The following is a 25,175-nucleotide window of genomic DNA, read 5'->3' as shown; positions in this document are numbered from 1 at the left end:
CTTGAAGCCATCGTCACCAGCAGAACCTTTTGAACCAAAGCCCGGAAACCGGACCAGCTTGTTTGCTCATACAGAGCCGGCGCGGGAACAACCCGGCCGTTTTCCTCACGCAGGCGATTCCCCCGCCACGGGAGCACACCTGCGAAATTCGTCGCAATCACCTGAAGCCTTTTCGCGTGAAGCGAAAGGAGCCGCCTTTCATCTGACCCTGTAGCAGGAAGCTGCGGAGGAGGGCGGTTCCAGGATTGCAGTGATCCACCATCGCTTTTATGATTTGGCGGGTTGGAAGGCAACCCCGATTTCCGATGCCGGCAAAAAGTGGTTCCGTAGCGTAAGCCTGGTCCGAACCTTGCATGAAAAGGCTTGGTTAACCTTCTCTGGATACCAATCGTTAATCGAATTCGCGGCCTGACCGGCGTGTCGATGAAATGAACGGGCGCAGGGCGCCAAACCGGGAGCGACTGGAAGAGAGATGGGACTGGCGGACTTCACAGACAAGGGATGTCGTGTTGGCGGCCAGAGTCTCCGTGTCTTCTGCCTCGTGTTATTGGTGGTGTTTTCGTCTGCCTTTTCCACGCTTGCCAGCGCCGCCGACACGACGCTTGTGGCGAGGGGCTACAAAATGGCCGGCGATGCCACCAGGATGCGCATCGTCATGGATTTCGATCGCGAGCCTGACGTCAAATGGTTCCTGCTGCGCGGGCCCAATCGCCTTGTCATCGATCTTGCGAACACCCGATTTGCCGTAGATGCCAAGGATTTGAAGCCGCGTGGCCTGGTCAAGGGTGTGCGGCTGGGCGAACTCGGCGAGGGCGTCGCGCGGCTGATTCTGACCGGCAAGGGACCATTCGCCGTCGACAAGCTCGATGTGCTCAAGAATGAGGACGGAACCGGCTACCGCATTGCCGTCGACATGTCGGCGGCCTCCGAACGTGAATTTGATGCCGCCCTTGCCAACCAGGCGCTGACCACCGGTTCCACGGTTTCGACCGACAAGGGCGGCCGGGTCGGCACCGGACCTGTCTCCAATCCGGGCCACCGGTTCACCGTCGTCATCGACCCCGGCCATGGCGGCGTGGACGGCGGTGCCGAAGGCCTGAACGGCACCATCGAGAAGAACGTCACGCTGGCCTTTGCCACGGAACTGCGCGACAAGCTCGCGGCGGTCGGCAGATACGATGTTTTCATGACCCGTGATACCGATGAATACCTGCGCCTGGACGACCGCGTGCGCATCGCCCGCCAGCATGAGGCCGATCTGCTGATTTCGATCCATGCCGACACGATCAGCGTCAAGGGTATCCGCGGCGCCACTGTCTATACGGTCTCCGACAAGGCTTCCGATCCGGAAGCACAGGCGCTTGCCGACCGTGAAAATCTGTCCGACCAGTTCGCCGGCATGGTCATCAAGGACGACAACAAGGAAGTGACCGACATCCTGATCGACCTGATCCGGCGCGAGACGCACACTTTCTCGATGAGTTTTGCCCATACTTTGGTCGGTCAGCTCTCGACAAGCGTCGGCCTTATCAACAATCCGCAGCGTTCGGCCGGGTTCAAGGTGCTGAAGGCCCCGGACGTGCCGTCCGTGCTGGTCGAGCTCGGCTATCTCTCCAACGCCAAGGACGAGGCGCAACTGCTCGACACCGAGTGGCGCGGCAAGGCAGCGCAAAGTATCACCAACGCCGTCGCATTGTTCGCTTCCGCGCGCGCCGGGCCTGGAACCGGAGGTTGACGATACCCGCGGCGCCTGCAACCAGGCGGCGTTGCGGGATGACAACACCCGGTGCTTTTTATTTCCGGCTTGCGGCCGCGAAACGCGGCCCTGCCGTATTTTGTCCACATGGTGGCGACATGGGTTTTCGATTGCGGATTGGGACCGGCTCGAAAGCTTGCGTGGAAGGCGGCTTCGTTTAGGAAATTCCCGAACCAAGGACTGGAGCGGGTATGATTCGTCTCATTGGCTATTTCTTCGGCATCGGCACGACGCTGGCCCTCCTGGCCGCGGCGGGCGTTGCCCTCTACATCGGCCATGTGGCAAAGGATCTGCCCGACTACGAAGTGCTGGCCAAGTACGAGCCTCCAGTGACCACCCGTATCCATGCCTCGGATGGCGCGCTGATGGCGGAGTATGCACGAGAAAGGCGCCTGTATTTGCCAATCCAGGCCATCCCGGATCGCGTCAAGGCTGCCTTCCTGTCCGCGGAGGACAAGAACTTCTACAGCCACCCTGGTGTCGACATAACGGGGTTGGGCAGAGCGGTGATGACTTACGTTTCGGGTGGCCCCATGCAGGGCGGCTCGACGATCACCCAACAGGTTGCCAAGAACTTCCTGCTCACCAACGAGCGCTCCCTGGAGCGCAAGGCCAAGGAAGCCATCCTTTCGTTTCGCATCGAGCAGGCCTATTCCAAGGATCGTATCCTTGAGCTCTATCTCAATGAGATTTTCTTCGGCTTCAACGCCTATGGCGTTGCCGGTGCGGCACTGACCTACTTCGATAAATCGGTGAACGAGCTGACCGTGGCCGAGGCCGCCTATCTGGCATCGCTCCCGAAAGGCCCGGCCAACTATAATCCCTTCAAGCACGCCGACCGGGCAATTGAACGGCGAAACTGGGTGATCGGCCAGATGGTCGAAAACGGTTACGTTACGCCCGAAGAGGGCGCGAAGGCGAAGGCCGAGCCGCTTGGCGTTGCTCCGCGCCGCACCGGCTCCTACCTTTTCGCCGGCGAGTATTTCACGGAAGAGGTTCGTCGGCAGATCATCGCCCGCTACGGCGAGAACGCCCTTTATGAGGGCGGGCTGTCGATTCGCACCACCCTTGACCCGAAGGTCCAGCTCATTGCCCGCAAGGCGATGCAGAACGGATTGATGAAATACGATACTCTGCGCGGCTATCGCGGGCCGGTGAAGACGATCGACGTCTCCGGCGACTGGGGTGTGCCATTGGGCGCCGTCAAGGGGCTGGAAGACGTTCCCGAGTGGTCGCTTGCCGTCGTGCTCGACAGTTCGGCATCCGGCCTGTCGATCGGCCTCCAGCCCGCGCGCCAGGCGTCGGGCGACATCGTCAAGGACCGCGTCGAAGGCACCGTCAGCAAGGACGACATGGGTTTCGCCATGCGCCATCTGGTCGATGGCAAGACGGTCAAGGCAAAGTCGCCGGCCGACGTGCTGAGGCCCGGCGACGTCATCTTCGTCCAGAAGAACGACGGTTCCGACAATGCCTACAGCTTGCGCCAGGTTCCCGAGGTGGAAGGCGGCCTGATCGCGATGGATCCGCACACCGGCCGCGTGCTGGCCATGGTCGGAGGTTTCTCTTATTCGCAGTCCGAATTCAACCGCGCCACCCAGGCCATGCGCCAGCCGGGCTCCTCGTTCAAGCCGATCGTCTATTCGGCCGCGCTCGACAATGGCTATACCCCGGCCTCGGTGATCATGGACGGACCGATCACCATCCAGAGCGGCAACACCACCTGGACGCCGAAGAACTATGACGGCACGGTCGCCGGTCCGGCAACGCTGCGCTCAGGTATCGAGAAGTCGCGCAACCTGATGACGGTGCGCCTTGCCAATGACATGGGCATGAAGCTGGTCGTCGAATATGCCGAGCGCTTCGGCGTCTATGATCATCTGGCGCCATATCTGCCGATGGCGCTGGGTTCGGGCGAGACGACCGTCATGCGCATGGTTTCGGCCTATTCGATCATGGCCAATGGCGGCAAGTCGATCAAACCGTCGCTGATCGATCGCATCCAGGACCGCTACGGCAAGACGGTGTTCAAGCAGGATGAGCGTGGCTGCGAAGGCTGCAACGCGCCTGAATGGAAGAACCAGCCGGAGCCGGAACTGGTCGACAATTCCGAGCAGGTGCTCGATCCGATGACCGCCTACCAGATCACCTCGATGATGGAAGGTGTCGTCCAGCGCGGCACCGGCGCCACCATCGGCGAGCTTGGCCGCCACATCGCCGGCAAGACCGGCACCACCAACGACGAGAAGGACGCCTGGTTCATCGGTTTCACGCCGAACCTCGTGGTCGGCCTCTACATGGGCTACGACACGCCGCGCGGCCTTGGCCATGGCGCCACCGGCGGTGGTCTTGCGGCCCCGATCTTCAAGGATTTCATGCGCGTGGCGCTGGACGGCACGCCCAATGTCGACTTCAAGGTGCCTGACGGCATGAACCTGATCGCCATCAACCGCAAGACCGGCATGCGCGCATCCTCGGGCGATCCCGGCACCATCATCGAGGCCTTCAAACCGGGCACCGGCCCCGCCGACAGCTACTGGGTGATCGGCATGGGCGCCGATGGCTCCAACGCTTCCGGCGGCGCCCTGTCGCCGCAGGCCAACCAGGCCATCCAGGACGGCGGCGGCGGCCTTTACTGACGAATTCAAACGTCCAAATGGGTCAGCCTCGGGCTGGCCCATTTCGCTTTACACATGGCGGCACCGTCCCTATGTATCGCGCCGACCGAAGCGTCATTCAGCAACAGGACAAAATATCAGGCCATGCGCGCGGAAACGCAGAATATTGTCGACGAGATCAGGCAGGCGATAACCCTGCTGAGGAGGCATCTTTGACTGGGATCAGGCCATAAAGCGGCTTGAATACCTGAACGTGCGAGCCGAGGACGCCAGCCTCTGGAACGAACCGCTGGAAGCGCAGAAGCTAATGCGCGAACGCCAGGGCCTCGAGGAAGGCATCGCGGCGGTCAAGGGCCTGACGCAGGCGCTGGAAGACAATATCGGCCTGATCGAGCTCGGCGAGGAAGAGGGCGACGAAGGCGTCATCGCCGAGGCTGAGGCCGCGATCCGTTCGATGCAGGGCGAGGCCAAGGCCCGCCAGGTCGAGACGTTGCTCTCGGGCGAGGCCGACGCCAACGACACCTATCTCGAAATCCATGCCGGCGCCGGCGGTACCGAAAGCCAGGACTGGGCCTCGATGCTGTTGCGCATGTATACGCGCTGGGCCGAGCGCCGCCGCTTCAAGGTCGAGGTGCTGGAAGTGCATGACGGCGAAGAGGCGGGCATCAAATCCGCCACCTTGCTGATCAAAGGGCACAATGCCTATGGCTGGTTGAAGACCGAATCCGGTGTCCATCGCCTGGTGCGTATTTCGCCCTATGACAGCAATGCGCGCCGCCATACGTCCTTCTCCAGCGTCTGGGTCTATCCTGTCGTCGACGACAGGATAGAGATCGACGTCTCCGAATCCGACGTGCGCATCGATACCTATCGTTCGTCCGGCTCGGGCGGCCAGCACGTCAACACCACCGATTCGGCCGTGCGCATCACCCATATCGCCACCGGCATTGCCGTCGCATGCCAGGCCGAACGCTCGCAGCACAAGAACAAGGCCAAGGCCTGGGAGATGCTGCGCTCGCGCCTCTACGAGGAAGAGCTGAAGAAGCGCGAAGCGGTCGCCAACGCGACCGAGGCCTCGAAAAGCGATATCGGCTGGGGTCACCAGATCCGTTCCTACGTGCTGCAGCCCTATCAGCTGGTCAAGGATCTGCGCACCGGCGTCGAAAGCACCAGCCCGTCGAGCGTGCTCGACGGCGATCTCGACGACTTCATGGAAGCCTCGCTGTCGCAACGCATCGAGGGCGGCGCGGGCGAAGCGGTGGCGGATCTGGACTAGAATCCGGCATATCTTGAGGCGGGGATCGAACGGGATAAGTGCACCCTTGCCGAAGGGCCCCACAGGCTGATCCATTTCGGCGACGAGAGCAGCCATGATACGCATTGCAGCCGTTCCGGCTTGTTGCTCTATTCGCTCGTCTGCGACGGCGCCGATGTCCACGTCGCCATGGGCACGCTGGCTGACGATCCAACGATTCGGCCGACGGCGCATATCTAGTCGGCTCCAAGGCGCCGTGGTTCACCATCGCCGACGACCCGCCGCAATAGGAAGAGCACGCCGTCCCGGACGCATAGCCGGAACCAATCAGTCCCGGAATTCGTTGACTGCCATCTTGCAGACCCGGCGACGTCAACCTTCTGTTTACCAAGCCGGCGCACCCTTTAGAGCTGACTTATCGGCGCTCGGCTGCACCGTAGCCGAAGCAATTTCTTGCGCCGACCAAGGAATCAGCCCAGCATTCGGGCTGTAACAGAAGCATTTATGGCCGGACGCGGCATATCTGCGAGCTGACGATACGGCCACTGGGAAGACACGTTCCGGGAACGGGCAAGCGCAACGCTTGATGCTCGAAAGGAATGTTTCGATGTCTGCTGCCTCGTCTAGATCGGCCCAAGCCGTTCATCCGGCCGGCCGACTGCTGTTTTCCTTGTTTGCGATGGCGGCGCTGACGGCGCCTGCCTTGGCCCACGATGCCAAGCCCAGCCCGGTCCTGCCGCAGGGCTGGAGTTATCCCTTTGCTTGCTGTGCAAACTACGATTGCCGCACGACCCATTCGGGCGAGGTGCTGGAGAAACCCGAAGGCTATGTGATCGCCGGGACAGGGGAGGTGGTCCCGATGACCGACAGGCGCGTGAAGGACAGCCCCGACGGCGAATTCCACTGGTGCGCGCATCAGGCGGGTCTCGACGCGGGCAAGACCATCTGCCTGTTCGTGCCGCCACGCTCGTACTGACAAAGCAAGTGCATCGTCGCTTCGAACGATGACGATGCTCAGTCGCGATGGAGCATGCTGACAGGCAGTTGCCAGGAGCGCTTCTTTATGTTGCCCTGCCGCATGGGCGGTGGACAATGGAGAAGACTTCATGGCCATCAAGGGAAGCTGCCACTGCAAGGCGACGATATTCGAGGTCTCGGAGGCGCCGCAAACGGTGACGCAATGCACCTGTTCGTTCTGCTCGAAACGCGGCTCGCTTTGGGCCTACTATACGCCATCGCAGTTCAAGCTCATCACGCCGCAGAAGAACGTTTCCTTCTACCAATGGGGTTCAAAGACCATAAAGCATGGGTTTTGCGCCACCTGCGGCTGCGGCACCTTCACCGAAACGCCGGACTGGTCGACCGGCGAGCCGGATTTCGACAATCCGAAGATCAGCGTCAACTCGCGGCTGTTCGACGATTTCGATCTCGACAAGGTCGAAGTGGTGGTCATCGACGGCAAGAATCTCTGGTAGCCCGTGATGGCGCTTCGTCACGCAACTGGCTCCGGGGAAAAGCTGCAACGGCCACTTTTCCCGTTCCGTTTTTCGCCGCATTTCATGGTACAAGTCGCGCCAAGGGCTGATTTGGCGCCATCGTAAGGCGTGACTTGGAGAGGGACCATTCTATGAAAAAGACCGTGCTCGTCGTTATGGCGACGGCTCTGCTCGTGACTGCCTGCACCACCACCGATCCGTATACAGGCGACCAGAAGATTTCCAACACCGCCGCGGGCGCCGGTCTTGGCGCTCTTGCAGGCGCCAGCCTTGGTCTGCTTGCCGGCGGCAATGATCGCCGCAATGCGCTGATCGGCGCCGGCATCGGCGCGCTGGCCGGCGGTGCGATCGGCGCCACTATGGACCAGAATGAGGCGGAACTGCGCCGGCAGCTCGAAGGCACCGGCGTCAGCGTTACCCGCAGCGGCGACCAGATCATCCTCAACATGCCGTCGGATATCACCTTCAACACCGACCAGGACGCGGTGAAGCCCGGCTTCTACCAGGTGCTTAATTCCGTCGCCCTGGTGCTGAAGAAGTTCAAGCAGACCACGGTCGATGTTTTCGGCCACACCGATTCGACCGGTGGCGACCAGCACAATTTCGATCTGTCGCAGCGCCGCGCACTGGCGGTCGCCAACTACCTGTCCGGTCAAGGCGTCGATCAGCGTCGCTTCGCCGTCACCGGTTTCGGCAAGACGCGGCCCGTCGCCTCCAATGCCACGGCCGAAGGCCGGGCCCAGAACCGACGCGTCGAGATCCAGCTTTCGCCGCTCACCTAATTGTTCGGCAAGAAATGCGAAGCGGCCCCACATGGGGCCGTTTTTTGTTGCGCGGACTCGACCCCCTTCAGTGTGGTACTGGAAAATTAGCCAATTCTAAATAATAGCTTTCCCGCGGTCATGGAAAGGAATAGCATCGATGCTGTTCCAGAGGGGATGAGGCGGTACAACTGGCCGCGAAATCAGCACTTTCCGCCTCGGTCTTGCACGGCCAGATCATGAAATCTGGGAGGAATGCATGACAAGAACAATCAGCCTTGGACGCTACGGCGTCCTCGCTTTGACAAGTGTTGTAGGTGCCTGGTTGGGCCTCGCTGCGGCTCATGCCGAGGACGCCAACAAGGCCGACATCGAGGCCTTGAAGAAATCGCTTGTCAAATATCAGGACTACACCGCCGCCGTCCGCGATCTCTATCTGTCGACCGTCGGCTGCGTCTACTACAGCGGCGAAAAGATACCTGGCTCCATGGACTATCCGAAGGGCGCCATGGGCATCCATTTCGTCAACGTCCCGAGCGTCGGCCAGAAACTCGACCCGATGAAGCCCAACGTCCTGATCTATGAGCCGACCAAGAAAGGCCTGAAGCTGGTCGGCGTGGAATGGCTGGTGCCGCTAACCCCGGACATCAAGGCGCCGCCGAAGCTGTTTGGCCAAACCTTCATGGGTCCGATGGAGGGACACTATCCGCTTATTCCAAGGGAGTTCGTCCACTACGATCTTCACGCCTGGCTCGACGACAATCCGAACGGCATGTTCAGCCCGACGAATCCGAAGGTGAAATGCAACAAGGCCGAGTTTCCGATGCTGGAGAAACCGACCAAGATGATGCCCGGACCGATGTGACCTGGAGCGGACCAGCGTCCAAAAGAATCGCTGGCCCCCCAAAGCTTCGTTTCCAAGCAATTCACGACGGGAAAGCACCATGCGGCTTTTCCTCGATTCTCTTGGCTGCAGGGCGAAAAGGAAGGCAAGCCGGCTAGGCGGCTTGCTGGTTGGGATCAAACCTTGGCGACGATGCGCATGAAGGCCGGCATGTCGTCGCCGAAGCCGACGGTGGTGTCATTGTCTTCCTGATGGTGGCGGGCAGGGCGGCTGTTGCTGCGCTGCGGCCTGGTGTCACCGCGCTCAGGTGCGCGCGGCTCATTGCGGTCGGACGATTTGCGCTCGGTGTTTTCCGAGCGGATCGCATCCTTGCGCGCGCGCCGCTCGACAATATCGGCCGTCTCGGCCACATCCGGCTGCGGTTGAGCAACCGCGGTCGCGGCATCTTCCTCGCTGCGTCTGCCGCGACGCTCGCTGCCCTTGTTGCGCGCGCCCCTGTCGTTGCGGTCCTCGTCCTTGCGGCCGGCGCGGCGCGGCGCGCCTTTGCCACGGCGCGGAGCATCGTCCTCGCCTTCGCTGGCAACCACTGTCGACAGGTCGCCGTCATGCCACTCGATCTTGTTGCCGATCAGCCGCTCGATGGCGTCGATATATTTGGTGTCGGACTTGGTCGCGATGGTGAAGGACTTGCCTGAGCGCCCGGCGCGGCCGGTGCGGCCGATGCGGTGGACATAGTCCTCGGCATGGATAGGCACGTCGTAGTTGAAGACATGGCTGACGTCGGGAATGTCGAGGCCGCGCGCGGCGACATCCGAGGCGACGAGATAGCGCAGCTTGCCGTCACGGAAATTGGCCAGCATCTGCATGCGGGCGCGCTGGTCCATGTCGCCATGCAGTGCGCCGGCGTCGAAATCATATTTCAGCAGCGAGCGGAACAGCTCCGATACCTCGATCTTGCGATTGCAGAAGATGATTGCGTTCTTCAGCTCCGCATCCTCGGCCTTGATCAGGTTGCGCAGCGTTTCGCGCTTGTCCCAAGGCTTGGAGCCCGATTTGACCAGCCGCTGGATGATGTTGGTGGCCGCCGACGCCGCCTTGGAGACCTCGACGCGCACCGGCGCATGCAGGAATTTTTCCGTCAGCTTGGTGATCTCGGGCGGCATGGTCGCCGAGAAGAACAGCGTCTGGCGAGTGAACGGGATCATCTCGCAGATGCGTTCGATGTCGGGAATGAAGCCCATGTCGAGCATGCGGTCGGCCTCGTCGATGACGAGGATCTCGACGCCGTTGAGCAGCAATTTGCCGCGCTCGCGGTGGTCGAGCAAACGACCCGGCGTCGCGATCAGCACATCGGCGCCGCGCTCCAGTTTCTTGTCCTGCTCGTCGAACGACACGCCGCCGATCAGCAGCGCGATGTTGAGCTTGTGGTTCTTGCCGTATTTGACGAAGTTTTCTTCGACCTGCGCGGCAAGCTCACGCGTCGGCTCGAGGATCAGCGTGCGCGGCATGCGGGCGCGGGCGCGGCCCTTTTCCAGCCGGGTCAGCATCGGCAGCACGAAGGAGGCGGTCTTGCCGGTGCCGGTCTGGGCAATACCCAGCACGTCCTTGCCGAGCAAGGCGTGCGGGATCGCACCAGCCTGGATCGGGGTCGGCTGGGTATAGCCGGCATCGGTGACTGCGGAAAGCACCTTCGGCGACAGGCCGAGGTCTGAAAAGGTCAACGCTTCTTGAGCGATCGTCGTGTCTGAGGACAAGTGTTGCTGTCTTTGGCTGGTTCGGGGAAGCGCAACGTCATTCGTCGCGGCAAGCGCCACGCGCCTGCAAGATTGGTATTGCGATTAGGCGCAAGCCCGCGATTTGTCAACAGAAACGGGCAGGGTTGGCGCGATTGTGAAGTTGTAACCTTAATCGCGATGCTTAATCCGGCCGCTTGTCTGTGTGCCGGCTCAGTAACGGAACTGTTCGGCCAGGATGCGCTCGTTCCAGGAGTGATTGGGATCGAACAGCAAAGTCGCGGTGGCCGTCGGCGATTCCCGCACCGTAACCGAGGTGACCGCCTTGACCTCCGTGTGGTCGGCGGCAGCGTTCACCGGCCGCTTTTCCGGCTCCAGAATGTCGAAGCGCACGCTCGCCTTGTTGGAAAGCAATGCGCCGCGCCAGCGTCGCGGACGAAACGGGCTGACCGGCGTGAGAGCCAGAAGTGGCGCATCGAGCGGCAGGATCGGGCCGTGCGCGGAAAGATTGTAAGCGGTCGATCCGGCCGGCGTCGCGATCATGACGCCGTCGCAGCTCAATTCCTCCAGCCGTACCTGGTCATCGACGCTGATGCGGATCTTGGCCGTCTGATAGGATTGGCGCCACAGCGCAACTTCGTTGATCGCCACCGCCGTGACGTGTTCGCCGTCCGAGGTGGTTGCCAGCATCTCCAGCGGGCGGATCGTTTCGGCGACCGCGGCCGCGATGCGCTCGGTGAGCCCGCCGGACCGATACTCATTCATCAGGAAGCCGATCGTGCCACGGTTCATGCCGTAGACTTTCTTTCCCGTACCCATCGTTTCGCGCAAGGTCTGCAGCAGGAAGCCGTCACCGCCCAGCGCCACCACGACAGTCGCTTCGGCGACAGAACATTGGCCGTAGCGCGCCGACAGGCTCTCCAGCGCCGCCTTGGCGTCCGTTGTGTCGGACGAGACGAAAGCGATGCTGTTGGCGGCTGTGCTCATGGCTTCCCGATCGCGACCGATTGGCGCCGGCAGGTACTGGCCGCGCCAGCGCCGGGGTAGCATGGGCGGGCGGGTCTGCAAAGAGACACTCCGCCAGTTCGCGCAGCGACGCGCGGCAGCGCCGCCGCACGGGGCGGTCGCGGTTGATGTCGTGGCGCGATCGAATGTGATGGTTAAGGCCGGGCTTAAGGTCTCGTAAAGCCGGATCGATCATGTTAGCCGGCATGGGTGGCGTGGGGCGCCCGCAGCACCGCCTTATCCTTCGGGACGCAAAGGACGCTGCGGCACGTTAGATTTGTGTGCATGATCCCGCGGATCCTAATGCCAGCGGGACATGCGCCAGCCAGACGAGGCCGACATATTGCCGGTAGCACGCCTGATCATCGTCTTTGTCATGTTGGGAAGTTTCGCGCTTGTCTTCGCCGAGCTGGTGCGCCAGTCGGAACAAATGAGCGCCAGACCGGTCCCCACGGCGTCACGCTGCGGTGATGCCGCCGGAATGCCTTGCCCGCAAAGGGCGCTGTAGGTCGCCAGATACGCTGACCGATCGGCACCATCCGGGTATCGCCGAGCTCGACAGGCACGCGCCGTTATCCTGAGGTGGCAGATCACCGGCTGGCGCAAGACCGGTTTATTTCGCTCCCCGGCCGCCCCGCTGGGTGATCGGCGCTGCTGTACCCCATTGTTCGCCTCGTACCTCCGCCGGCGTCGCGTCCACCATCACCTGCACGTTGGCGCTGCCGCAAAATGTACTATCTGGCCAAGTCGTCACAAAGATATTGACTGTACGTTTAGTTATAATTATCGCTTGTAACGAAAACAGAGTTGGCCAGCCGGTATGCGGGCTACGAAACAAAGGGGAATGTCTTGGCAGTCATCCGGCAAGGTCCGGTGCGTCGAGGTGCTGTGCGCCGATGGTTCCGCCAGACCCTTGAGGTTGCGGTCGGCGGATACGGCTTTCTTTCGTCAGCAGGAATGGACCCGAGGCGACGCCGCCGCCGGTCCCAACAATGGGAGCAACTCGCATGAACTGGAAACTGACCGCGGCTGCCGTCGGGCTGTCGCTGTTCGCCGTAACCGGCGTTGCCCGCGCCGATGGCGAACTCAACATCTATAATTGGGGCAATTACACCAGCCCGGACCTCATCAAGAAGTTCGAGGAGACCTACAAGATCAAGGTCACCGTGACCGACTACGACTCCAACGACACCGCGTTGGCCAAGGTCCGCCAGGGTGCTTCCGGCTATGACATCGTCGTGCCCTCGGCCAGCGTCGTGCCGATCTGGATCAGCGAAGGCCTGCTGCTGGAAACCGATCCCAACGCAATGGAGAATTTCAGGAATGTCGATCCCAGGTGGGTCGACGTTCCTTTTGATCCGGGCCGCAAATACACCGTTCCCTGGCAGTGGGGAACGACAGGCATTTCGGTGAACAAGTCGGTCTATGCCGGGGACCCCAACACGTCGGCGCTGTTCCTCGACCCGCCGGCCGAGCTCGTCGGCAAGATCAATGTCGTGCCCGAAATGGGGGACATCATGTTCCTCGCCATCGCCTATGAAGGCGGCCAGTACTGCACCAACGACATGCAGGTGCTGAAGAAGGTGCACGACAAGCTGGTCGAGGCGAAGGCGAAATGGCTTTCGCTCGACTATGCGGCGGTCGATGGCCTGGGCAGGGGCGATATCGCCGCCGGCGTCAACTGGAATGGCATATCGCTGCGCGAACGGCTGCAGAACGACAAGATCGTCTATGGCTACCCCAAGGAAGGCTTTCCGATCTGGATGGACAATGTCGCCGTTCTCAAGGACGCCAAGAACGTCGACAATGCCAAGCTCTTCCAGAATTTCATCATGGACCCGAAGAACGCCGCGATGATTTCGGCTTTCGCCCGCTATTCGAACGGGATCAAGGGCTCGGACGCCTTCATGCCCGACGATATGAAGAACGCGCCTGAGGTGAATATTCCGGCGGAATTCGCCGCCAAGGGCCAGTTCATGCCGGCCTGCCCGCCGGATGTGCAGGCGCTTTACACGAAAATCTGGACCGACCTCCAGAAGTAGCGCCACCAGCCAAACCCAACAAAGAGCCACCGGGCCGCGATGCGCGGTCCGGCCACCTTCATGCCAGGTGCGATCAGGTGATCGCGGGAGATTTTCTATGTCCGATCTCGACCTTTGCTACATGCCCGCCAGCGAGGCGTTGCGGCTGTTCAAGGCGAGGAAACTCTCGCCCGTCGAACTGATGCAGGCCACCATCCGCCGCGCCGAGGCCACCAAATCGGCGATCAACTGCTTCACCTTCACGCATTTCGAGGAGGCGATGAAGCTGGCCGCGAAAGCGGAGGCGAGATACGCCAAGGGCGCCAGGACCGGCGCGCTCGAGGGCCTGCCGATCGGCATCAAGGACGAGAGCTATATCAAGGGCAAGCCGACGTCGCATGGCTCGCTGCTGTCCAGGGATGCCATAAGCGGCCACACCTCGACGATGAACGAGCGCATCATCAAGGCCGGTGGCATCGTCCATGCGCGCACGGCTACGCCCGAATTCAGCTGCGCCGGTTATACCTGGTCGAAGCGGTGGGGCGTCACCCGCAACCCCTGGAACCGCGACTTCACGCCAGGTGGCTCGTCGGGAGGTTCGGCGGCAACGCTGGCTTCGGGCACGTCGTCGATCGCCACCGGCTCCGACATTGCCGGATCGATCCGTATTCCGGCGTCGGCCTGCGGTCTCGTCGGCTACAAGCCGCCTTATGGGCGCAACCCGGACGAGCCGCCCTTCAACCTCGATTTCTATTGCCACACCGGGCCGCTGGCCCGGAACGTCCGGGATGCGATCCTGCTGCAGAATGTCATGGCGGGGCCGAGTCCACTCGACATCGCCACGCTTCGCCCGAAGCTGCGGCTGCCGCTCGATTACCAGCCGATCAAGGGCTGGAAGATTGCCTTCTCGATGGACCTGGGCTCTTTCGAGGTCGACGCCGACGTCCGCGGCAACATGCTTGCCGCCTGCGACGTGTTCCGCTCGCTTGGGGCAACGGTCGAGGAAGTCGATCTCGGCTGGGATGACGGGGTGCTCAAGGCAGGAATGGCCTATCTGGAGCATCTTTTCGGCGCTTCGCTGTCGCAACTGCTTGCCGAGCACGGCAGCGACATGACCAGCTATGCCAGGCGGTTTGCCGAGGATGGGCAAAAATCCAAGGCCACCGACTTCGTCGCGACACTGGATGTGGCAGCACGGATGTATCAGACGCTGGGTCCGCTGCTGGAGACCTACAATGTGCTGATCTGCCCGACGAACGCGCTTCCCGCGGTGCCGGCGGAGTTCGACCAGACCACGGGAACCGTCGAGATCAACGGTAGAGAGGTGAACCCTTCGCTGGGCTGGGTGATGACGACGCCGTTCAACATGATGAGCCGCTGTCCGGTGCTTTCCATGCCGTCGGGGCGGGCGGCAAGCGGCGTGCCGACGGGCTTCCAGATCGTCGGCCGCACCTATAGCGATGCCGATGTCTTCCGGGCCGCGATGGCCTATGAAACGGCACAGGGGCAATGGTACACAAGCGCCGGGACGCGCCCATCGCTTTGATCTGGCGATGCAAGGGAAATTGACGAAGATGGTGCAACGCAAAGCGACGGCAAAGCGCACGGTCGCGACAGCCAAGGGCAGGGCTTCGGCCAATGACGCCGCGCCCAAGGACCGCCGGCGCGAGCGCGGCGAAGCCAGCGTGCAGCGCATTCTCGACGCCACAATCGAGCTCATCGCTGAGGAGGGGCTGGCGAGCGTCACCATGCAGCGCATCGCCGAGCATGTCGGCTCGTCCAACGCCCTGGTGGTCTTTCACTTCCGCAGCAAGGAGAATTTGTTCAGGGCAGTGCTTCAGTATCTCAGCGATCAATATGACGCGCTGTGGCTCGCCCTGGTGCGGGCGCCCGGCCTGACGCCGGTCGAAAGGCTGCTGGGAGCAGTAGACTGCGCGCAACGCTTTGCCCGGCAGCATCCGAAATGGGTGTCGGTCTTTGTCGTGTTCTCCAGCGACCGCAAGAGCATGCAGATTTACAATGAAATCGGCCTGCCCAGCGATCTCGCCTACACCGCCGAAGCGCGGGAACTGCTGGTCGAGATTGCGCGCGACGGGGGTTACGGCGGCGTCGACATCCACACGCTGTCGGAGAGCCTGAATTACCTCGTTCACGGAGCATGGTACTGGGATCACCTCAACCCGTCCGGCCGCGACACCGACGTGCTGCGCAAGACCATGCTGCTGTTGCTGCACCAGGCCTTTCCACGGCATTTTGACTTGCTGCGGTAAACTCGCCCCTCAAGGGCTCTGCCGCAGATGGCAGCCGGCCTGCCGCTTCCGCGCCAGGTATTCGTCGATCAACTGGAGGTAGCGCACCTTGCCGAAGCTCGGGAAATGGCCGCCATGCACGACTGAGACGTCGAGATCGCGCATGGCGAGCAGTGTCGCCATGTAGTCGGAAATATCCGAGTGGTAGACATCATCGATCAGCGGGCCGTCATAGATGATGTCGCCGGACAGCAGGATGCCGGTCTTCTTCTCGTACAGCGCAATGCCGCCGGGCGAATGGCCTGGCGTGTGGACGACCTCGAAGGCGCGGTCGCCGAGATCGATGATGTCGCCATGCGCGAGCAGACGGCCGGCCGGCGCGGGCTGGATGCGGTAGCGTGCTGTTTCCCAGCCTTTTGGCTGGCGCTCGAACATGTCGTCGGTCGCATAGGTACCTGCAGCGGTCCATTCGTTGCGCGGATCGGCCAGGATTGCCGCTTCAGCCCCATGCACGCAGCGATCGGGGAATTCATGGTGGCAGCCGATATGGTCGAAATGCGTGTGGCTGGCGACGCAGGTCAGCTTGCGCTCGCTCACCAGGGGCACATGGGTGCGCAGGCTGAAATGGCCGAGACCACTGTCGAACAGGAGATCGCGGTCGCGGCCACGCACATGCCACATGTTGCAGCGGAAGAACGGCTTGATCCAGGGCTCGTGGATCAGCGTGATGCCGTCGGCCATGCGCATCGTCTCGTACCAGTCCGGTGCGTCGATGACCGCGAGCATGCCCATGTTCAATCCGCCAGCAGGATGATCTGGTCGGTATCGCACGAAATCGCCACCGTGTCGCCCGGCCGGACAGTGGCGGTAGCGGGCAGCTTGGCGATGAACTGCAAGGAGGGTTCTTCGACGGACGTCGCAAGCATGCGCTTGAAACTGCCCTGGAAGACGACGTCGCTCACGTCCGCCTTGCCGAGCTTCGTGCCACCCGAAGTCGTGCCCAGCACGAGGTGCTCAGGCCGTATGGCCAATGCGGCCGCCGACCCCAACGGCAACGCACTGGGCAGCAACACCGGTCCGACCGGCGTCGCGACGGTGCTCGTCCGGTCCCCGGTCTCCACGACCGTGCCGGCGAGGATCGTGCTCTCGCCCATGAAGGTCGCGGAAAAGCGGGTCGCCGGCCTGGCATAGACGCGCTCGGGCGGGCCTTCGTCCTCGATGCGGCCATCATTCATCACCACGCAATGGTCGGCCAGCGCCATCGCTTCTTCCTGGTCGTGGGTGACATGAATGAAGGCGGTGCCGACGCGCTTCTGGATCGCCTTCAATTCGTCCTGCATCTGGCGGCGCAGTTTGAGGTCGAGCGCGCCGAGCGGCTCATCGAGCAGGAGCACTGCCGGCTCGATGACCAGCGCGCGTGCCAGCGCGACGCGCTGGCGCTGGCCGCCGGAAAGCTGGTGCGGCTTCTTGTCGAAGGCGGCGGCCAGCCCCACCAGCGCCAGGGCTTCGTGTGCTTTTGCCGCCCGCGTCGCGCCGTCGACCCCCTGCATGCGCAGGCCGAAGCCGACATTGCCGCCGACGCTCATATGCGGGAACAGCGCATAATCCTGGAAGACCGTCGTCGTCGGGCGCTTGGCCGGCGGCACGTAGGTACAGTCCTGGCCGCGGATGAGAACCTTGCCTTCGCTGGGGTTGACGAACCCGCCGAGAATGGAGAGCAGCGTCGTCTTGCCGGAACCGGATGGTCCGAGCAGGATCGTATAGCTGCCGGAATCGATCGTCAGCGAGACGTTTTTCAGCACGGGATGTTGGCCGAAGCGGTGCGAGACGTCGCGGATATCGACCAGGGGCGCGTTCATGCCAGCTTTCTCCGCCGCAGCAAGGTCAGTTCGAACAACACCACCAGCACGATCGAGACGGCAAAGACCAGCGACCCGACGGCGTTGGTCTTGGGGTTGAGGCCGGAGCGCAGCAGGTTCCAGATTTCCACCGGCAGCGTGGTGTCGAAGCGGGTGAGCAGGAAGGAGATAACGAACTCATCCCAGGAGAAGGTCATCGACAGGAAGAAGCCGGCGAAAATGGCCGGCGCCATCACCGGCACGCTGATCAGCAGCAGCACCTTCCATTCAGGCGCGCCAAGATCGCGTGCGGCGCGCTCGATGTTGATCTGGTGGTCGCCCATCTGGCTGTAGATGATGGCAAAGCACAGCGGCAGGTTGATCACGACATGGCCGATGCCGGCGGCAAGCAGCGACTTCGGCACGCCGGCCCAGTTGAACAGCACCAAAAGCCCCATGCCGATGATGAGGTAGCTCACCGTCAACGGCAGTGTGATCAGCCCGCGCAGCAGACCCGAGCCGGGCAGCACGAAACGCGCGAAACCCCAGGCCGAAAGGAAGCCGAGCGTGACGGCGACGGCCGAGGAAAGCATAGCGACCAACAGCGAATTGACCAGTGCCGACGTCAGCCGCGTATCCGAGAGAACAGCCTCGTACCAGCGCAGCGACGGGCCGGTGAACGGCGGAATCGGGAAGGAGGTCGACTGCAGCGAGAACAGCACCAGCACGATGACCGGCAGGAAGATGAAGCCGTAGACGGCAAGCGCATAAATCCTGGAAGCGATGCGGACAATCCTGTGCATGCTCAGACCCGCTCGATCTTCAGCCAGCGGGCGCAGGCGAGGTAGGCAATGGTGACGACCGCCATCAGGATGATCGACAGCGCCGAGGCCAGCGGAAAGTCGCCGCGACGGCCGATCTGCATCATCACCAACTGCGGCATCAGAAGCTCGTTGTTGCCGCCGAGGATTTGCGGTGTGATGTAGTCGCCGATGCACAGCACGAAGGTGAGGAACGCGCCCACCATGATGCCCGGCAAGGTCAGCGGCAGGATGACATGCAGGAAGGTGCGCACCGGCCCGGCGCCGAGATCGGCGGCGGCCTTGCGGTAGCTCGGGCTGAGCTGCTTCAGATTGGCGAAGATGGTCAGCGTCAAAAGCATGACGAAGAAATGCACGAAGCCGGTGACGGTGGCCAAGCGCGTATCGGCGAGCTGAAGCGGCTCGCTGATCAGGCCAGAACCGGTCAACGCGCGGTTGATGACGCCGTTCTGCGCCAGCACCAGCAGCCACGAATAGGAGCGCACGACATAGGAGGTCCAGAACGGCAGCACGGCCAGCATCAGCGCCAGCCGCTGCCAGCGCTCCGGCACCTGTTCGGCCAGGATCCAGGCGAAGGGATAGGCGAGCAGCACGGAGACCACGGTGACGGTTGCGGTGACCTGCAGCGAGTTCACCATCGCCTGCCAGTAGGAGGGATTGCTGAAGAACTGACTGTAGTTGGCAAGCGTGAAGCCGCCGTTCTCATGCGACGTGAGGCTCGAAAACCCCATGGCCACGAACGGCAGCACGAAGAACAGCAGCGTCCAGCCAAGTGCCGGCGTGACCAGCGCCCAGGGCAGGGCGCGGCCCGCCCGGTGCAGGGCACGGCCCGCCCGGGGCAGGGCACGGCCGCTGTTTCCCGCAGAGTTCATGAGCCGCGGTCGCTCATTTCGCCTGCAGCATTTCGGTCCACATATCCTGCATCTTCTTGTCGAGATCGGCATTCGGCGCCGGGTAGGCCTGCGCACGGGCGAGGAAGCCAGGCTGCTCGTCGAAGCGCAGGACCTTCTTCTGGTCGTCGGTCAGTGTGGCCTTGGTGTTGGACGGCATGCCCCAATAGCAGGAGGAGGTGGCAAGCCGCGCCTGGCCTTCCGGGCACATGATGTACTGGATGAATTTCAGCGCCATGTCCTTGTTCTTGGAATCCTTGAACATGGCGAGCGACTGCGACCACAGCACCGCACCCTCTTTCGGAATGGAGAAGTCCAGCGCCGGGTTTTCCTTCGCAAGGCCTGCCGTCACCCATTCGCCGCCGCCGACCAATATGTCGACCTCGCCGGTCGCCAGCGCCGTCTGGCTGGCGGTGACTTCACCGACCAGCTTCGCATTGGCCTTCATCTTGAGAAGCTCTGCCTTGAGGGCGGGCAGATCGGCTTCGCCGAGGTCGGCCGTCTTCTTGCCGATGGCGAGAGCGGCCATGCCGATCACGGGAAGATAGTAGTCGTAGATGGCGACCTTGCCCTTGTATTTGTCGCTGCTCAGCGACGCCAAGGACTGCATGTCGGCCGGGTCGACCTTGGTCTTGTTGAAGCCGATCGTATTGTAGCCGAATTTTTCGGTGATGCCGTAGCGCTTGCCGCCGACGACGGTCGATCCGTCCATCTTCACCTGCGGGAAGAGGTCGGCGAAGGGCAGCTTGTCTTCCGGCAGCGGCTCGAACAGGCCCTTTTCGACGCCGCGCGGCACGTCGATGCTGTCGATCACCATCACGTCCCAATCGCCCGGCTGCGACTGCTCGACGATGGCGAGGCCGGCGCCGGTGCCTTCGAATTCCTTGACGTTGACCTTGACGTTGTTGGCGTCTTCGAACGGCTGCAGCAGCGCCGGATCGGAATGATCGCACCAGATCAGCGCGTTGAGATCGGCGGCCTCGGCAAGGCTGCCGGCCGCAAGCAGCAATGCCGTGGCGGCGCACGCGGCCTGCAGCCGGCGCTTCAGGATGGAAAGCGGATTTCCGGATTTGATGGACATCGAGTGTTCTCCCTTGCCTTTATGGCTTCTTGCAAAAAATTGAACCAATTCTAAAATTGAGTCAATTCGATTTTTGTGGCAAGAGGCTGATATGAGCGGATTGCGGGCACGGCAAAAGGCGGACCGTCACAGGCGCATCATCGAGGCTGCTGCGGCACTTTTCCGCGAGGCCGGCTATGAGGGCGCCAAGATCGAGGCGATCGCCGCGCAGGCCGAAGTGTCGATCGGGACCATCTACAATTACTACCAAAACAAGGGCGACATCCTCGGCGCCATCGTCTCGCTGGAGGTCAACGAGGTGCTCAATGCCGGGCGCGGCGTGGTCGCCCGGCCGCCGGCCAATGTCGGCGACGCGCTGGACACACTGATTGGCATCTATATCGAACACTCGCTGCACTATCTCAGCAAGGAGATGTGGCGGCAGGCAATGGCGATCTCGACGCAATTGCCCGACAGCCCGTTCGGCCAGGCTTACACCGGCCTCGACCGCTCGCTCACCGAACAGATCCGCGCGCTGATCGCCCGGCTGCAGGAGATTGGCCTGGTGCGGCGGGACATCGACGGCACGGCGCTTGGCGAACTGATCTTCAACAACATGAACATGATGTTCATCGAATTCGTGAAACGCGAAGAGGCGAGGATACCGGAACTGAGGGCGACGATACGCAGGCAGAACAGGATATTGGTGGCGGCGATCGGGGTGTGAGGGAGTCAGGAGCAGGCAGGAGAAGTCGTCGCTTCGACGTCACACGTCGTCTTATGCAAAGCTCGGTGCTTGAGTTGAGTTTGAAATCTGATACAACTTATAGGGGCATAAAAGGGAGGGGTAAATGGGGGCGTTTTCCATCTGGCATTGGGTGATCGTGCTGCTGTTGATCGGCGTGCCTGTTTTCTTTGCTGTTCGATCAGCCGCGAAGCCGTCACAGAATCCTGAGGCTCTTGTGGGCTTCGGCGGCTGGCTGATGCTGCTGGCTATCGGTCAGACATTGTCACCGCTGCGCACACTCGCCGACTTCGCCAGCTCGGCCGACGGCTACCAGCAACTCATGATCCTCCCGAATGGCTCCCTGGCCGTGTATGGCGAGGTTGCTCTTAATCTGGCATTCCTGGCGCTTCAGCTGGTTGTGCTGGTGGCAATGCTGCGGCGAAGCCGACGGTTCCCGCAATTGTTTCTGCTTCAGTGGCTTGCGATCCCCGTCGTTTTTATCCTGGACACGATCTGGATCGCATCAATTCTGGGGGTCCCGGTGAACCAGGTGCTCGCAGGCGATGCACTGGCGGCACCCGTGGCCTCGTTTGCGGGAACCGGACTCTGGGTTGCGTATCTCTATAAGTCTATGAGGGTGAGGAATACGTTCACCAGGACGAACGTGTCGGCCCAAATCGCGAGCGCCTCGTAAGGGTGCCCGCAATCGCGCTCGCAAGTCTTTGGCTCTCGGGGTAATCGTTGGTCAGAACTGGTGCCCCCGGACGGAATCGAACCGCCGACCTTCGGTTTACAAAACCGCTGCTCTACCAGCTGAGCTACAAGGGCACGGCGCTCCGGTTAGCATATTTGTTGCGCCAGTAAAGACAAAACTCCGTTTTTGGACCTCAGCCGTGGTGGATGATGCTCCGAGCCTGCGTGCTGAAATCCGCGAAGGCGCTTCCTACATAACGGGGCAGATGCAAATGCGCTGAACGGAGTGTCGCATGATACGGCTTGTCATCATTCTCCCTATCGTTGTCGTGGCATGGATGCTGCTGGTGAAGCTCATCAGTGACGTGAAGAATGCCAATGTCGACTGGACCGGCGTCACCACGATCATCGGCTTCATCGCGCTCGCTTTCTGGCTGCGCCATATCACCGGCATGGGGTGAGAAAATAGGGAATAGGGAATGGGGGTTGCATCGTTCGGATGCGCATGGTGCCGTTTCGCTACTGCGTACTGCCTACTGCCACAAAAAAATCTCCTGATCCTGTCGAACCTTTCGCTGCCCAACGCCGACTGATCCTCAGAGGCGAATGGTCGCCTCGATCAGAGATCCAGGAGATCATCATGTTCAAGCGCAGTTTCGTTTCCGGCCTCCTCGCCATCGTCGTTGCAATCGGCGCGCTCGCCAGCACCGTTCAGTCTTCGTCGGCTCATGGCATGCATCGCCATCATCATTACGACGACTACCTCTACTACCAGGATTACCCGGACTACCCGGATTACTGGTGGGTCTATGGCCACCATCACCATCACCATCATCATCGCCACCACATCATCATCTACTGAGCGCAGTCTCGCGGCGTGATTGAAGACACCAGTGCAGGAAAGGGCGGCTTCGGCCGCCCTTTTGCATGGAGACGGCGCTTCCTGTCGCCGCCACGGGCGATGACGCGATTGGCGCAATGTGCCGAAGCGCACGGGTCTCGATGATCAACGCCGGCGAGGGCCGCCGCCTTTTCAGGCAGCGGATTCCTGCTTGTTCGAAAAAAATCAAAACCCCGTCGAACCTTTTTCAATGCCGCGGCGACAGATGATCAAGAGGCGGATGGATCGCCTCGGTCAACGAAGCAAGGAGATCGTCATGTTCAAGCGCACACTCGTTTCCGGCCTCATCGCCACCACCGTCGCCGCCGCCGCTTTGGTCGGCACCGTCCAGCCCTCGGCGGCTCACTCGCATCACCACGACCTCGGCATCGGCATCGCCGCCGGCGTCGGCGGTTTCGTCCTGGGCAGCCTGCTTGCCCAGCAGCAGCCGCGCACTGTCTATGTCGACGAAGATGGCGGTTCCTGGCACGTCCGCCGCTGCTTCGAGCGCTACGCGAGCTACGATCCGGATTCCGACACCTATATCGGCCATGATGGCTACAGCCACTATTGCCGGCTCTGAGGGGAGGCAGTCGACAGGAAAGTGGACCAACGACAGGAAAGAGGGGTTGCTAGGCAGCCCCTCTTTGTCGTTTGAACACCGTCTTTCTAGAGGTGCGTCTTCGTGTCGGTGTCGAGGGTCGGCAAACCGGCCGCGCGGCAGGAGCCGCCAATTTGAAGCCGGGCTGCCTCCGTCTCATCGCCCATCGCCACCAGTTCAAAGCTGCTTGCGGCTTCCGGATAGACCTTGGCGATGAATGGCTTGTCGCCATGGACGCCCGACGAGGCCTTGGCGCTGACGGTGCCGCAGATCACAATCTCCCGGTGGCCGTTCAGCGTTCGCTCGCCGGCGAGCATCGTCCCGAACTTGGCGGAGGCCGGATCCGGCAGGTGTTGGCGGACACCGGACGTGATGATCTCCTCCAGCGCCAGCGAGATCGGAATGGGATTGACGCGTTGGTCGCCGGCATCGGGTCGAGGTGCCGCCGCCACGCACCCGTAAAGTGAAGTCACAAGCAAAAGCTGAACCGGTTTCCTCATTCGCGCCCTTTCGCATGCATCCAGGCGCCACGGCAAGACGGTCAAATCCCATGCGGCCGGCGGTATACAGCGATTTTCGGAGCGTCTAGTCTATCCCGGTGCCAACTGAGGGGAGGGTGGCTTGGACGAGCAGGACCCGAAAGAAGACCTGATCGAAACGGTTTTCCGCAACGGCACGGTCACCACTGTCGGCATCCTGCTGGCATTTTCGTTGGGCTTCATAACCCATTGGGCCGCCAACCCGATCCCGTGGCAGACCTACCACCTTGTCGCCGTTCTGCCGATCCTGGTCGGCATCGCCTTGCAGATGCGGGCACTGTCGCTGCTGCTCGACACAAGATCCCTGCAGCGGCGGGTCTATGAGCGTGCCAACCGCATCTTCATGGCCGGCCTCGTCTTCACCGCCTGCGGTGTCGGCATGGCGATCCTGCTCGATTTCTTCGACATAGCGGCCAAAAGCGCGCTGCCCGGCGCGGGTTGATCAGCCGGCTTGCACGCCGCCGATCATCCGCGTCACTTCGGTTGCCGCATTGCGCACCAACGGTCCGATCTCGGCCAGCCGCTCCGGCGTCACCCGGACCGTCGGCCCCGACACGGAAACCCCGCCTATCGGTTCGCCATATTCGTTGAAGATGGCGGCGGCGACGCAACGCATGCCGGGGTGGCGCTCCTCGTCGTCGACCGACCAACCGCGATGCTTGATAACAGCCAGATCGTGGGCGAGGGCGGAGATGTCCGACAGGGTCTTGTCCGTATAGCGCTGCAGGCCCGCCTTGCGCAGGATGGTTCCGACGCGCTCCGGTTCGAGATGCGCCAGCACCGCCTTGCCGATGCCGGAGGCATGGAAGGGGCTGCGCGTGCCGGGCCGGAAGAAGGCGCGGATCGCCTGATGCGTCTCGACCTGGCTGACGAAGACCACGCAGTCATCTTCGGCGACGCCGAGATTGGCGGTCTCGCCGGTATTCTCCATCAATTCCTGCATGACGACGCGGGCGCGGTCGACCAGCTTGCGGCGGCGCAGGAACGCCGCGCCCATGCGGTAGGTCTCGACACCGATCGACCAGAGCTGGTCTGACGTATCGAACTCGACCATGCTGTGGTTTTCGAGTGTCGTCAGCATGCGGTAGGCCGTGGAAGCGGCAAGCCCGCTTTGCGCCGATATCTCGCTCAGCGACAGGCCGCTGCCTTCCGCGACAATGGCCAGGATACGCAAGGCCCGGTCGAGCGATTGCACCGAGGAAGCTTCGGCTGGACCGTTGAAGGAGCGCGGGCGCCCGCGCTGACGTTTTTCGCTGGTTTCCATGGCCGGCATTTTCGGCCGTTTCTCCAAAGATGCAATGAAAAAGTTTTTCACGAAATTTTCGGTGCAAATCCTGGAAAAGGGAAAAGGAAACAAAATCAGTTGGTAGAAGCTGTTTTCTAGAAATGAA

At 61.9% G+C, this 25,175-nt stretch carries 25 protein-coding genes and 1 tRNA gene; 16 read left to right on the top strand and 10 right to left on the bottom strand.

All coding sequences use genetic code 11. The annotated features are described in order from the left end of the window. The first annotated feature begins 472 nt into the window (after window positions 1-472). From EN851_RS06290 to EN851_RS06260, 7 genes are all read left to right on the top strand, one after another. Entirely contained in the window at window positions 473-1,735 is a 1,263-nt protein-coding gene (locus EN851_RS06290) for an N-acetylmuramoyl-L-alanine amidase (protein WP_127279148.1), read from the top strand. Between the two features lie 212 nt (window positions 1,736-1,947). Beyond that, window positions 1,948-4,392, top strand: coding sequence for a penicillin-binding protein 1A (locus tag EN851_RS06285; RefSeq protein ID WP_135864238.1), 2,445 nt, complete (start codon window positions 1,948-1,950; stop codon window positions 4,390-4,392). A 123-nt stretch (window positions 4,393-4,515) separates the two neighbouring features. Continuing rightward, window positions 4,516-5,647 (top strand): peptide chain release factor 2 gene (prfB, locus tag EN851_RS06280; protein WP_127279146.1). Its coding sequence is split into 2 segments (ribosomal slippage): window positions 4,516-4,581 and window positions 4,583-5,647, totalling 1,131 coding nucleotides; the frame shifts between segments, so codons are not numbered across the junction. Window positions 5,648-6,233: 586 nt separating this feature from the next. Beyond that, window positions 6,234-6,602 carry a hypothetical protein gene (locus EN851_RS06275; RefSeq protein ID WP_127279145.1) on the top strand — a complete coding sequence of 123 codons (369 nt, stop codon included), beginning with the start codon at window positions 6,234-6,236 and terminating at the stop codon, window positions 6,600-6,602. A gap of 130 nt (window positions 6,603-6,732) precedes the next feature. Next, window positions 6,733-7,101 (top strand): GFA family protein, encoded by a 369-nt coding sequence (locus EN851_RS06270; protein WP_127869403.1) that lies wholly within the window; start codon window positions 6,733-6,735, stop codon window positions 7,099-7,101. 152 nt (window positions 7,102-7,253) lie between these two features. Further along, window positions 7,254-7,904 (top strand): OmpA family protein, encoded by a 651-nt coding sequence (locus tag EN851_RS06265; RefSeq protein ID WP_015318025.1) that lies wholly within the window; start codon window positions 7,254-7,256, stop codon window positions 7,902-7,904. A 238-nt stretch (window positions 7,905-8,142) separates the two neighbouring features. Beyond that, window positions 8,143-8,748 (top strand): hypothetical protein, encoded by a 606-nt coding sequence (locus tag EN851_RS06260; protein ID WP_135864240.1) that lies wholly within the window; start codon window positions 8,143-8,145, stop codon window positions 8,746-8,748. 155 nt (window positions 8,749-8,903) lie between these two features. Here the strand turns inward: EN851_RS06260 and EN851_RS06255 are convergent, their stop codons facing one another. Both EN851_RS06255 and EN851_RS06250 read right to left on the bottom strand, forming a co-directional pair. Next, window positions 8,904-10,481 carry a DEAD/DEAH box helicase gene (locus EN851_RS06255; RefSeq protein ID WP_189521772.1) on the bottom strand — a complete coding sequence of 526 codons (1,578 nt, stop codon included), beginning with the start codon at window positions 10,479-10,481 and terminating at the stop codon, window positions 8,904-8,906. A gap of 192 nt (window positions 10,482-10,673) precedes the next feature. Continuing rightward, the gene (locus tag EN851_RS06250; RefSeq protein ID WP_127869400.1) at window positions 10,674-11,447 is read right to left on the bottom strand and encodes an NAD kinase; all 774 of its coding nucleotides are present in this window, start codon (window positions 11,445-11,447) and stop codon (window positions 10,674-10,676) included. 1,025 nt (window positions 11,448-12,472) lie between these two features. Between EN851_RS06250 and EN851_RS06240 the strand changes: the two genes are divergently transcribed. The 3 genes from EN851_RS06240 (at window position 12,473) to EN851_RS06230 (ending at window position 15,756) form a co-directional block, all read left to right on the top strand. Beyond that, entirely contained in the window at window positions 12,473-13,507 is a 1,035-nt protein-coding gene (locus EN851_RS06240; protein WP_127281143.1) for an extracellular solute-binding protein, read from the top strand. 97 nt (window positions 13,508-13,604) lie between these two features. Then, window positions 13,605-15,032 carry an amidase gene (locus EN851_RS06235; RefSeq protein WP_127869397.1) on the top strand — a complete coding sequence of 476 codons (1,428 nt, stop codon included), beginning with the start codon at window positions 13,605-13,607 and terminating at the stop codon, window positions 15,030-15,032. A gap of 28 nt (window positions 15,033-15,060) precedes the next feature. After that, window positions 15,061-15,756, top strand: coding sequence for a TetR/AcrR family transcriptional regulator (locus tag EN851_RS06230; RefSeq protein ID WP_127280421.1), 696 nt, complete (start codon window positions 15,061-15,063; stop codon window positions 15,754-15,756). Window positions 15,757-15,765: 9 nt separating this feature from the next. On the opposite strand, the gene EN851_RS06225 is transcribed toward EN851_RS06230, so the two are convergent. Genes EN851_RS06225 through EN851_RS06205 form a run of 5 tightly spaced genes read right to left on the bottom strand, consistent with a single transcriptional unit; the run spans window position 15,766 to window position 20,365 of the window. After that, window positions 15,766-16,527 (bottom strand): MBL fold metallo-hydrolase, encoded by a 762-nt coding sequence (locus EN851_RS06225; protein ID WP_135928780.1) that lies wholly within the window; start codon window positions 16,525-16,527, stop codon window positions 15,766-15,768. A 2-nt stretch (window positions 16,528-16,529) separates the two neighbouring features. Then, window positions 16,530-17,594 (bottom strand): ABC transporter ATP-binding protein, encoded by a 1,065-nt coding sequence (locus EN851_RS06220; RefSeq protein WP_135928779.1) that lies wholly within the window; start codon window positions 17,592-17,594, stop codon window positions 16,530-16,532. Next, complete coding sequence (locus EN851_RS06215) at window positions 17,591-18,376, bottom strand: ABC transporter permease (protein ID WP_135928778.1); 786 nt, start codon at window positions 18,374-18,376, stop codon at window positions 17,591-17,593. Before EN851_RS06215 ends, EN851_RS06220 begins: the two co-directional genes overlap by 4 nt. Before the next feature lie 2 nt (window positions 18,377-18,378). Continuing rightward, entirely contained in the window at window positions 18,379-19,266 is an 888-nt protein-coding gene (locus tag EN851_RS06210; protein ID WP_135928777.1) for an ABC transporter permease, read from the bottom strand. 13 nt (window positions 19,267-19,279) lie between these two features. Continuing rightward, window positions 19,280-20,365, bottom strand: a complete 1,086-nt coding sequence (locus EN851_RS06205) for a spermidine/putrescine ABC transporter substrate-binding protein (RefSeq protein ID WP_135928776.1) — start codon at window positions 20,363-20,365, stop codon at window positions 19,280-19,282. Between the two features lie 91 nt (window positions 20,366-20,456). Here EN851_RS06205 and EN851_RS06200 point away from each other — a divergent pair, with 91 nt between their 5' ends. Then, window positions 20,457-21,071, top strand: coding sequence for a TetR/AcrR family transcriptional regulator (locus tag EN851_RS06200; protein WP_135928775.1), 615 nt, complete (start codon window positions 20,457-20,459; stop codon window positions 21,069-21,071). Between the two features lie 124 nt (window positions 21,072-21,195). Continuing rightward, window positions 21,196-21,765, top strand: coding sequence for a DUF2569 family protein (locus EN851_RS06195; protein WP_135915539.1), 570 nt, complete (start codon window positions 21,196-21,198; stop codon window positions 21,763-21,765). Window positions 21,766-21,823: 58 nt separating this feature from the next. Here EN851_RS06195 and EN851_RS06190 read toward each other — a convergent pair. Next, window positions 21,824-21,899: transfer RNA gene (locus EN851_RS06190), tRNA-Thr, on the bottom strand. Between the two features lie 158 nt (window positions 21,900-22,057). On the opposite strand from EN851_RS06190, the gene EN851_RS06185 reads away from it, so the two are divergent. The 3 genes from EN851_RS06185 (at window position 22,058) to EN851_RS06175 (ending at window position 23,227) form a co-directional block, all read left to right on the top strand. Continuing rightward, a complete protein-coding gene (locus tag EN851_RS06185; protein ID WP_135928774.1) occupies window positions 22,058-22,225 on the top strand; it encodes a hypothetical protein in 168 nt (55 codons plus the stop codon). Window positions 22,226-22,404: 179 nt separating this feature from the next. Continuing rightward, the gene (locus EN851_RS06180; RefSeq protein ID WP_135928773.1) at window positions 22,405-22,626 is read left to right on the top strand and encodes a hypothetical protein; all 222 of its coding nucleotides are present in this window, start codon (window positions 22,405-22,407) and stop codon (window positions 22,624-22,626) included. A gap of 295 nt (window positions 22,627-22,921) precedes the next feature. Continuing rightward, window positions 22,922-23,227, top strand: coding sequence for a BA14K family protein (locus EN851_RS06175; protein ID WP_127279642.1), 306 nt, complete (start codon window positions 22,922-22,924; stop codon window positions 23,225-23,227). Window positions 23,228-23,313: 86 nt separating this feature from the next. On the opposite strand, the gene EN851_RS06170 is transcribed toward EN851_RS06175, so the two are convergent. Beyond that, window positions 23,314-23,745, bottom strand: coding sequence for a hypothetical protein (locus EN851_RS06170; protein WP_135880276.1), 432 nt, complete (start codon window positions 23,743-23,745; stop codon window positions 23,314-23,316). A 121-nt stretch (window positions 23,746-23,866) separates the two neighbouring features. Between EN851_RS06170 and EN851_RS06165 the strand changes: the two genes are divergently transcribed. Further along, on the top strand, window positions 23,867-24,226 hold the full coding sequence (locus EN851_RS06165; protein ID WP_127279644.1) for a hypothetical protein: 360 nt from the start codon (window positions 23,867-23,869) through the stop codon (window positions 24,224-24,226). Here EN851_RS06165 and bhcR read toward each other — a convergent pair whose 3' ends face one another. Further along, window positions 24,227-25,048 (bottom strand): HTH-type transcriptional regulator BhcR, encoded by an 822-nt coding sequence (gene bhcR / locus EN851_RS06160; protein WP_135929163.1) that lies wholly within the window; start codon window positions 25,046-25,048, stop codon window positions 24,227-24,229. Window positions 25,049-25,175: the final 127 nt, after the last annotated feature.

The organism is Mesorhizobium sp. M8A.F.Ca.ET.208.01.1.1, assembly GCF_004791315.1.
In the GTDB taxonomy this organism is placed as follows: Bacteria; Pseudomonadota; Alphaproteobacteria; order Rhizobiales; family Rhizobiaceae; genus Mesorhizobium.
The sequence above is the reverse complement of the archived record's forward strand: the minus strand, read 5'-3'. Positions and strand labels throughout refer to the sequence as shown.

Coding starts and splice junctions, on each gene's coding strand:
- EN851_RS06290 (WP_127279148.1), top strand. CDS start 473: ATGGGACTGGCGGACTTCACAGACAAGGGATGTCGTGTTGGCGGCCAG.
- EN851_RS06285 (WP_135864238.1), top strand. CDS start 1,948: ATGATTCGTCTCATTGGCTATTTCTTCGGCATCGGCACGACGCTGGCC.
- EN851_RS06275 (WP_127279145.1), top strand. CDS start 6,234: ATGTCTGCTGCCTCGTCTAGATCGGCCCAAGCCGTTCATCCGGCCGGC.
- EN851_RS06270 (WP_127869403.1), top strand. CDS start 6,733: ATGGCCATCAAGGGAAGCTGCCACTGCAAGGCGACGATATTCGAGGTC.
- EN851_RS06265 (WP_015318025.1), top strand. CDS start 7,254: ATGAAAAAGACCGTGCTCGTCGTTATGGCGACGGCTCTGCTCGTGACT.
- EN851_RS06260 (WP_135864240.1), top strand. CDS start 8,143: ATGACAAGAACAATCAGCCTTGGACGCTACGGCGTCCTCGCTTTGACA.
- EN851_RS06250 (WP_127869400.1), bottom strand. CDS start 11,447: ATGAGCACAGCCGCCAACAGCATCGCTTTCGTCTCGTCCGACACAACG.
- EN851_RS06240 (WP_127281143.1), top strand. CDS start 12,473: ATGAACTGGAAACTGACCGCGGCTGCCGTCGGGCTGTCGCTGTTCGCC.
- EN851_RS06235 (WP_127869397.1), top strand. CDS start 13,605: ATGTCCGATCTCGACCTTTGCTACATGCCCGCCAGCGAGGCGTTGCGG.
- EN851_RS06230 (WP_127280421.1), top strand. CDS start 15,061: ATGGTGCAACGCAAAGCGACGGCAAAGCGCACGGTCGCGACAGCCAAG.
- EN851_RS06225 (WP_135928780.1), bottom strand. CDS start 16,527: ATGGGCATGCTCGCGGTCATCGACGCACCGGACTGGTACGAGACGATG.
- EN851_RS06220 (WP_135928779.1), bottom strand. CDS start 17,594: ATGAACGCGCCCCTGGTCGATATCCGCGACGTCTCGCACCGCTTCGGC.
- EN851_RS06215 (WP_135928778.1), bottom strand. CDS start 18,376: ATGCACAGGATTGTCCGCATCGCTTCCAGGATTTATGCGCTTGCCGTC.
- EN851_RS06210 (WP_135928777.1), bottom strand. CDS start 19,266: ATGAACTCTGCGGGAAACAGCGGCCGTGCCCTGCCCCGGGCGGGCCGT.
- EN851_RS06205 (WP_135928776.1), bottom strand. CDS start 20,365: ATGTCCATCAAATCCGGAAATCCGCTTTCCATCCTGAAGCGCCGGCTG.
- EN851_RS06200 (WP_135928775.1), top strand. CDS start 20,457: ATGAGCGGATTGCGGGCACGGCAAAAGGCGGACCGTCACAGGCGCATC.
- EN851_RS06195 (WP_135915539.1), top strand. CDS start 21,196: ATGGGGGCGTTTTCCATCTGGCATTGGGTGATCGTGCTGCTGTTGATC.
- EN851_RS06185 (WP_135928774.1), top strand. CDS start 22,058: ATGATACGGCTTGTCATCATTCTCCCTATCGTTGTCGTGGCATGGATG.
- EN851_RS06180 (WP_135928773.1), top strand. CDS start 22,405: ATGTTCAAGCGCAGTTTCGTTTCCGGCCTCCTCGCCATCGTCGTTGCA.
- EN851_RS06175 (WP_127279642.1), top strand. CDS start 22,922: ATGTTCAAGCGCACACTCGTTTCCGGCCTCATCGCCACCACCGTCGCC.
- EN851_RS06170 (WP_135880276.1), bottom strand. CDS start 23,745: ATGAGGAAACCGGTTCAGCTTTTGCTTGTGACTTCACTTTACGGGTGC.
- bhcR (WP_135929163.1), bottom strand. CDS start 25,048: ATGGAAACCAGCGAAAAACGTCAGCGCGGGCGCCCGCGCTCCTTCAAC.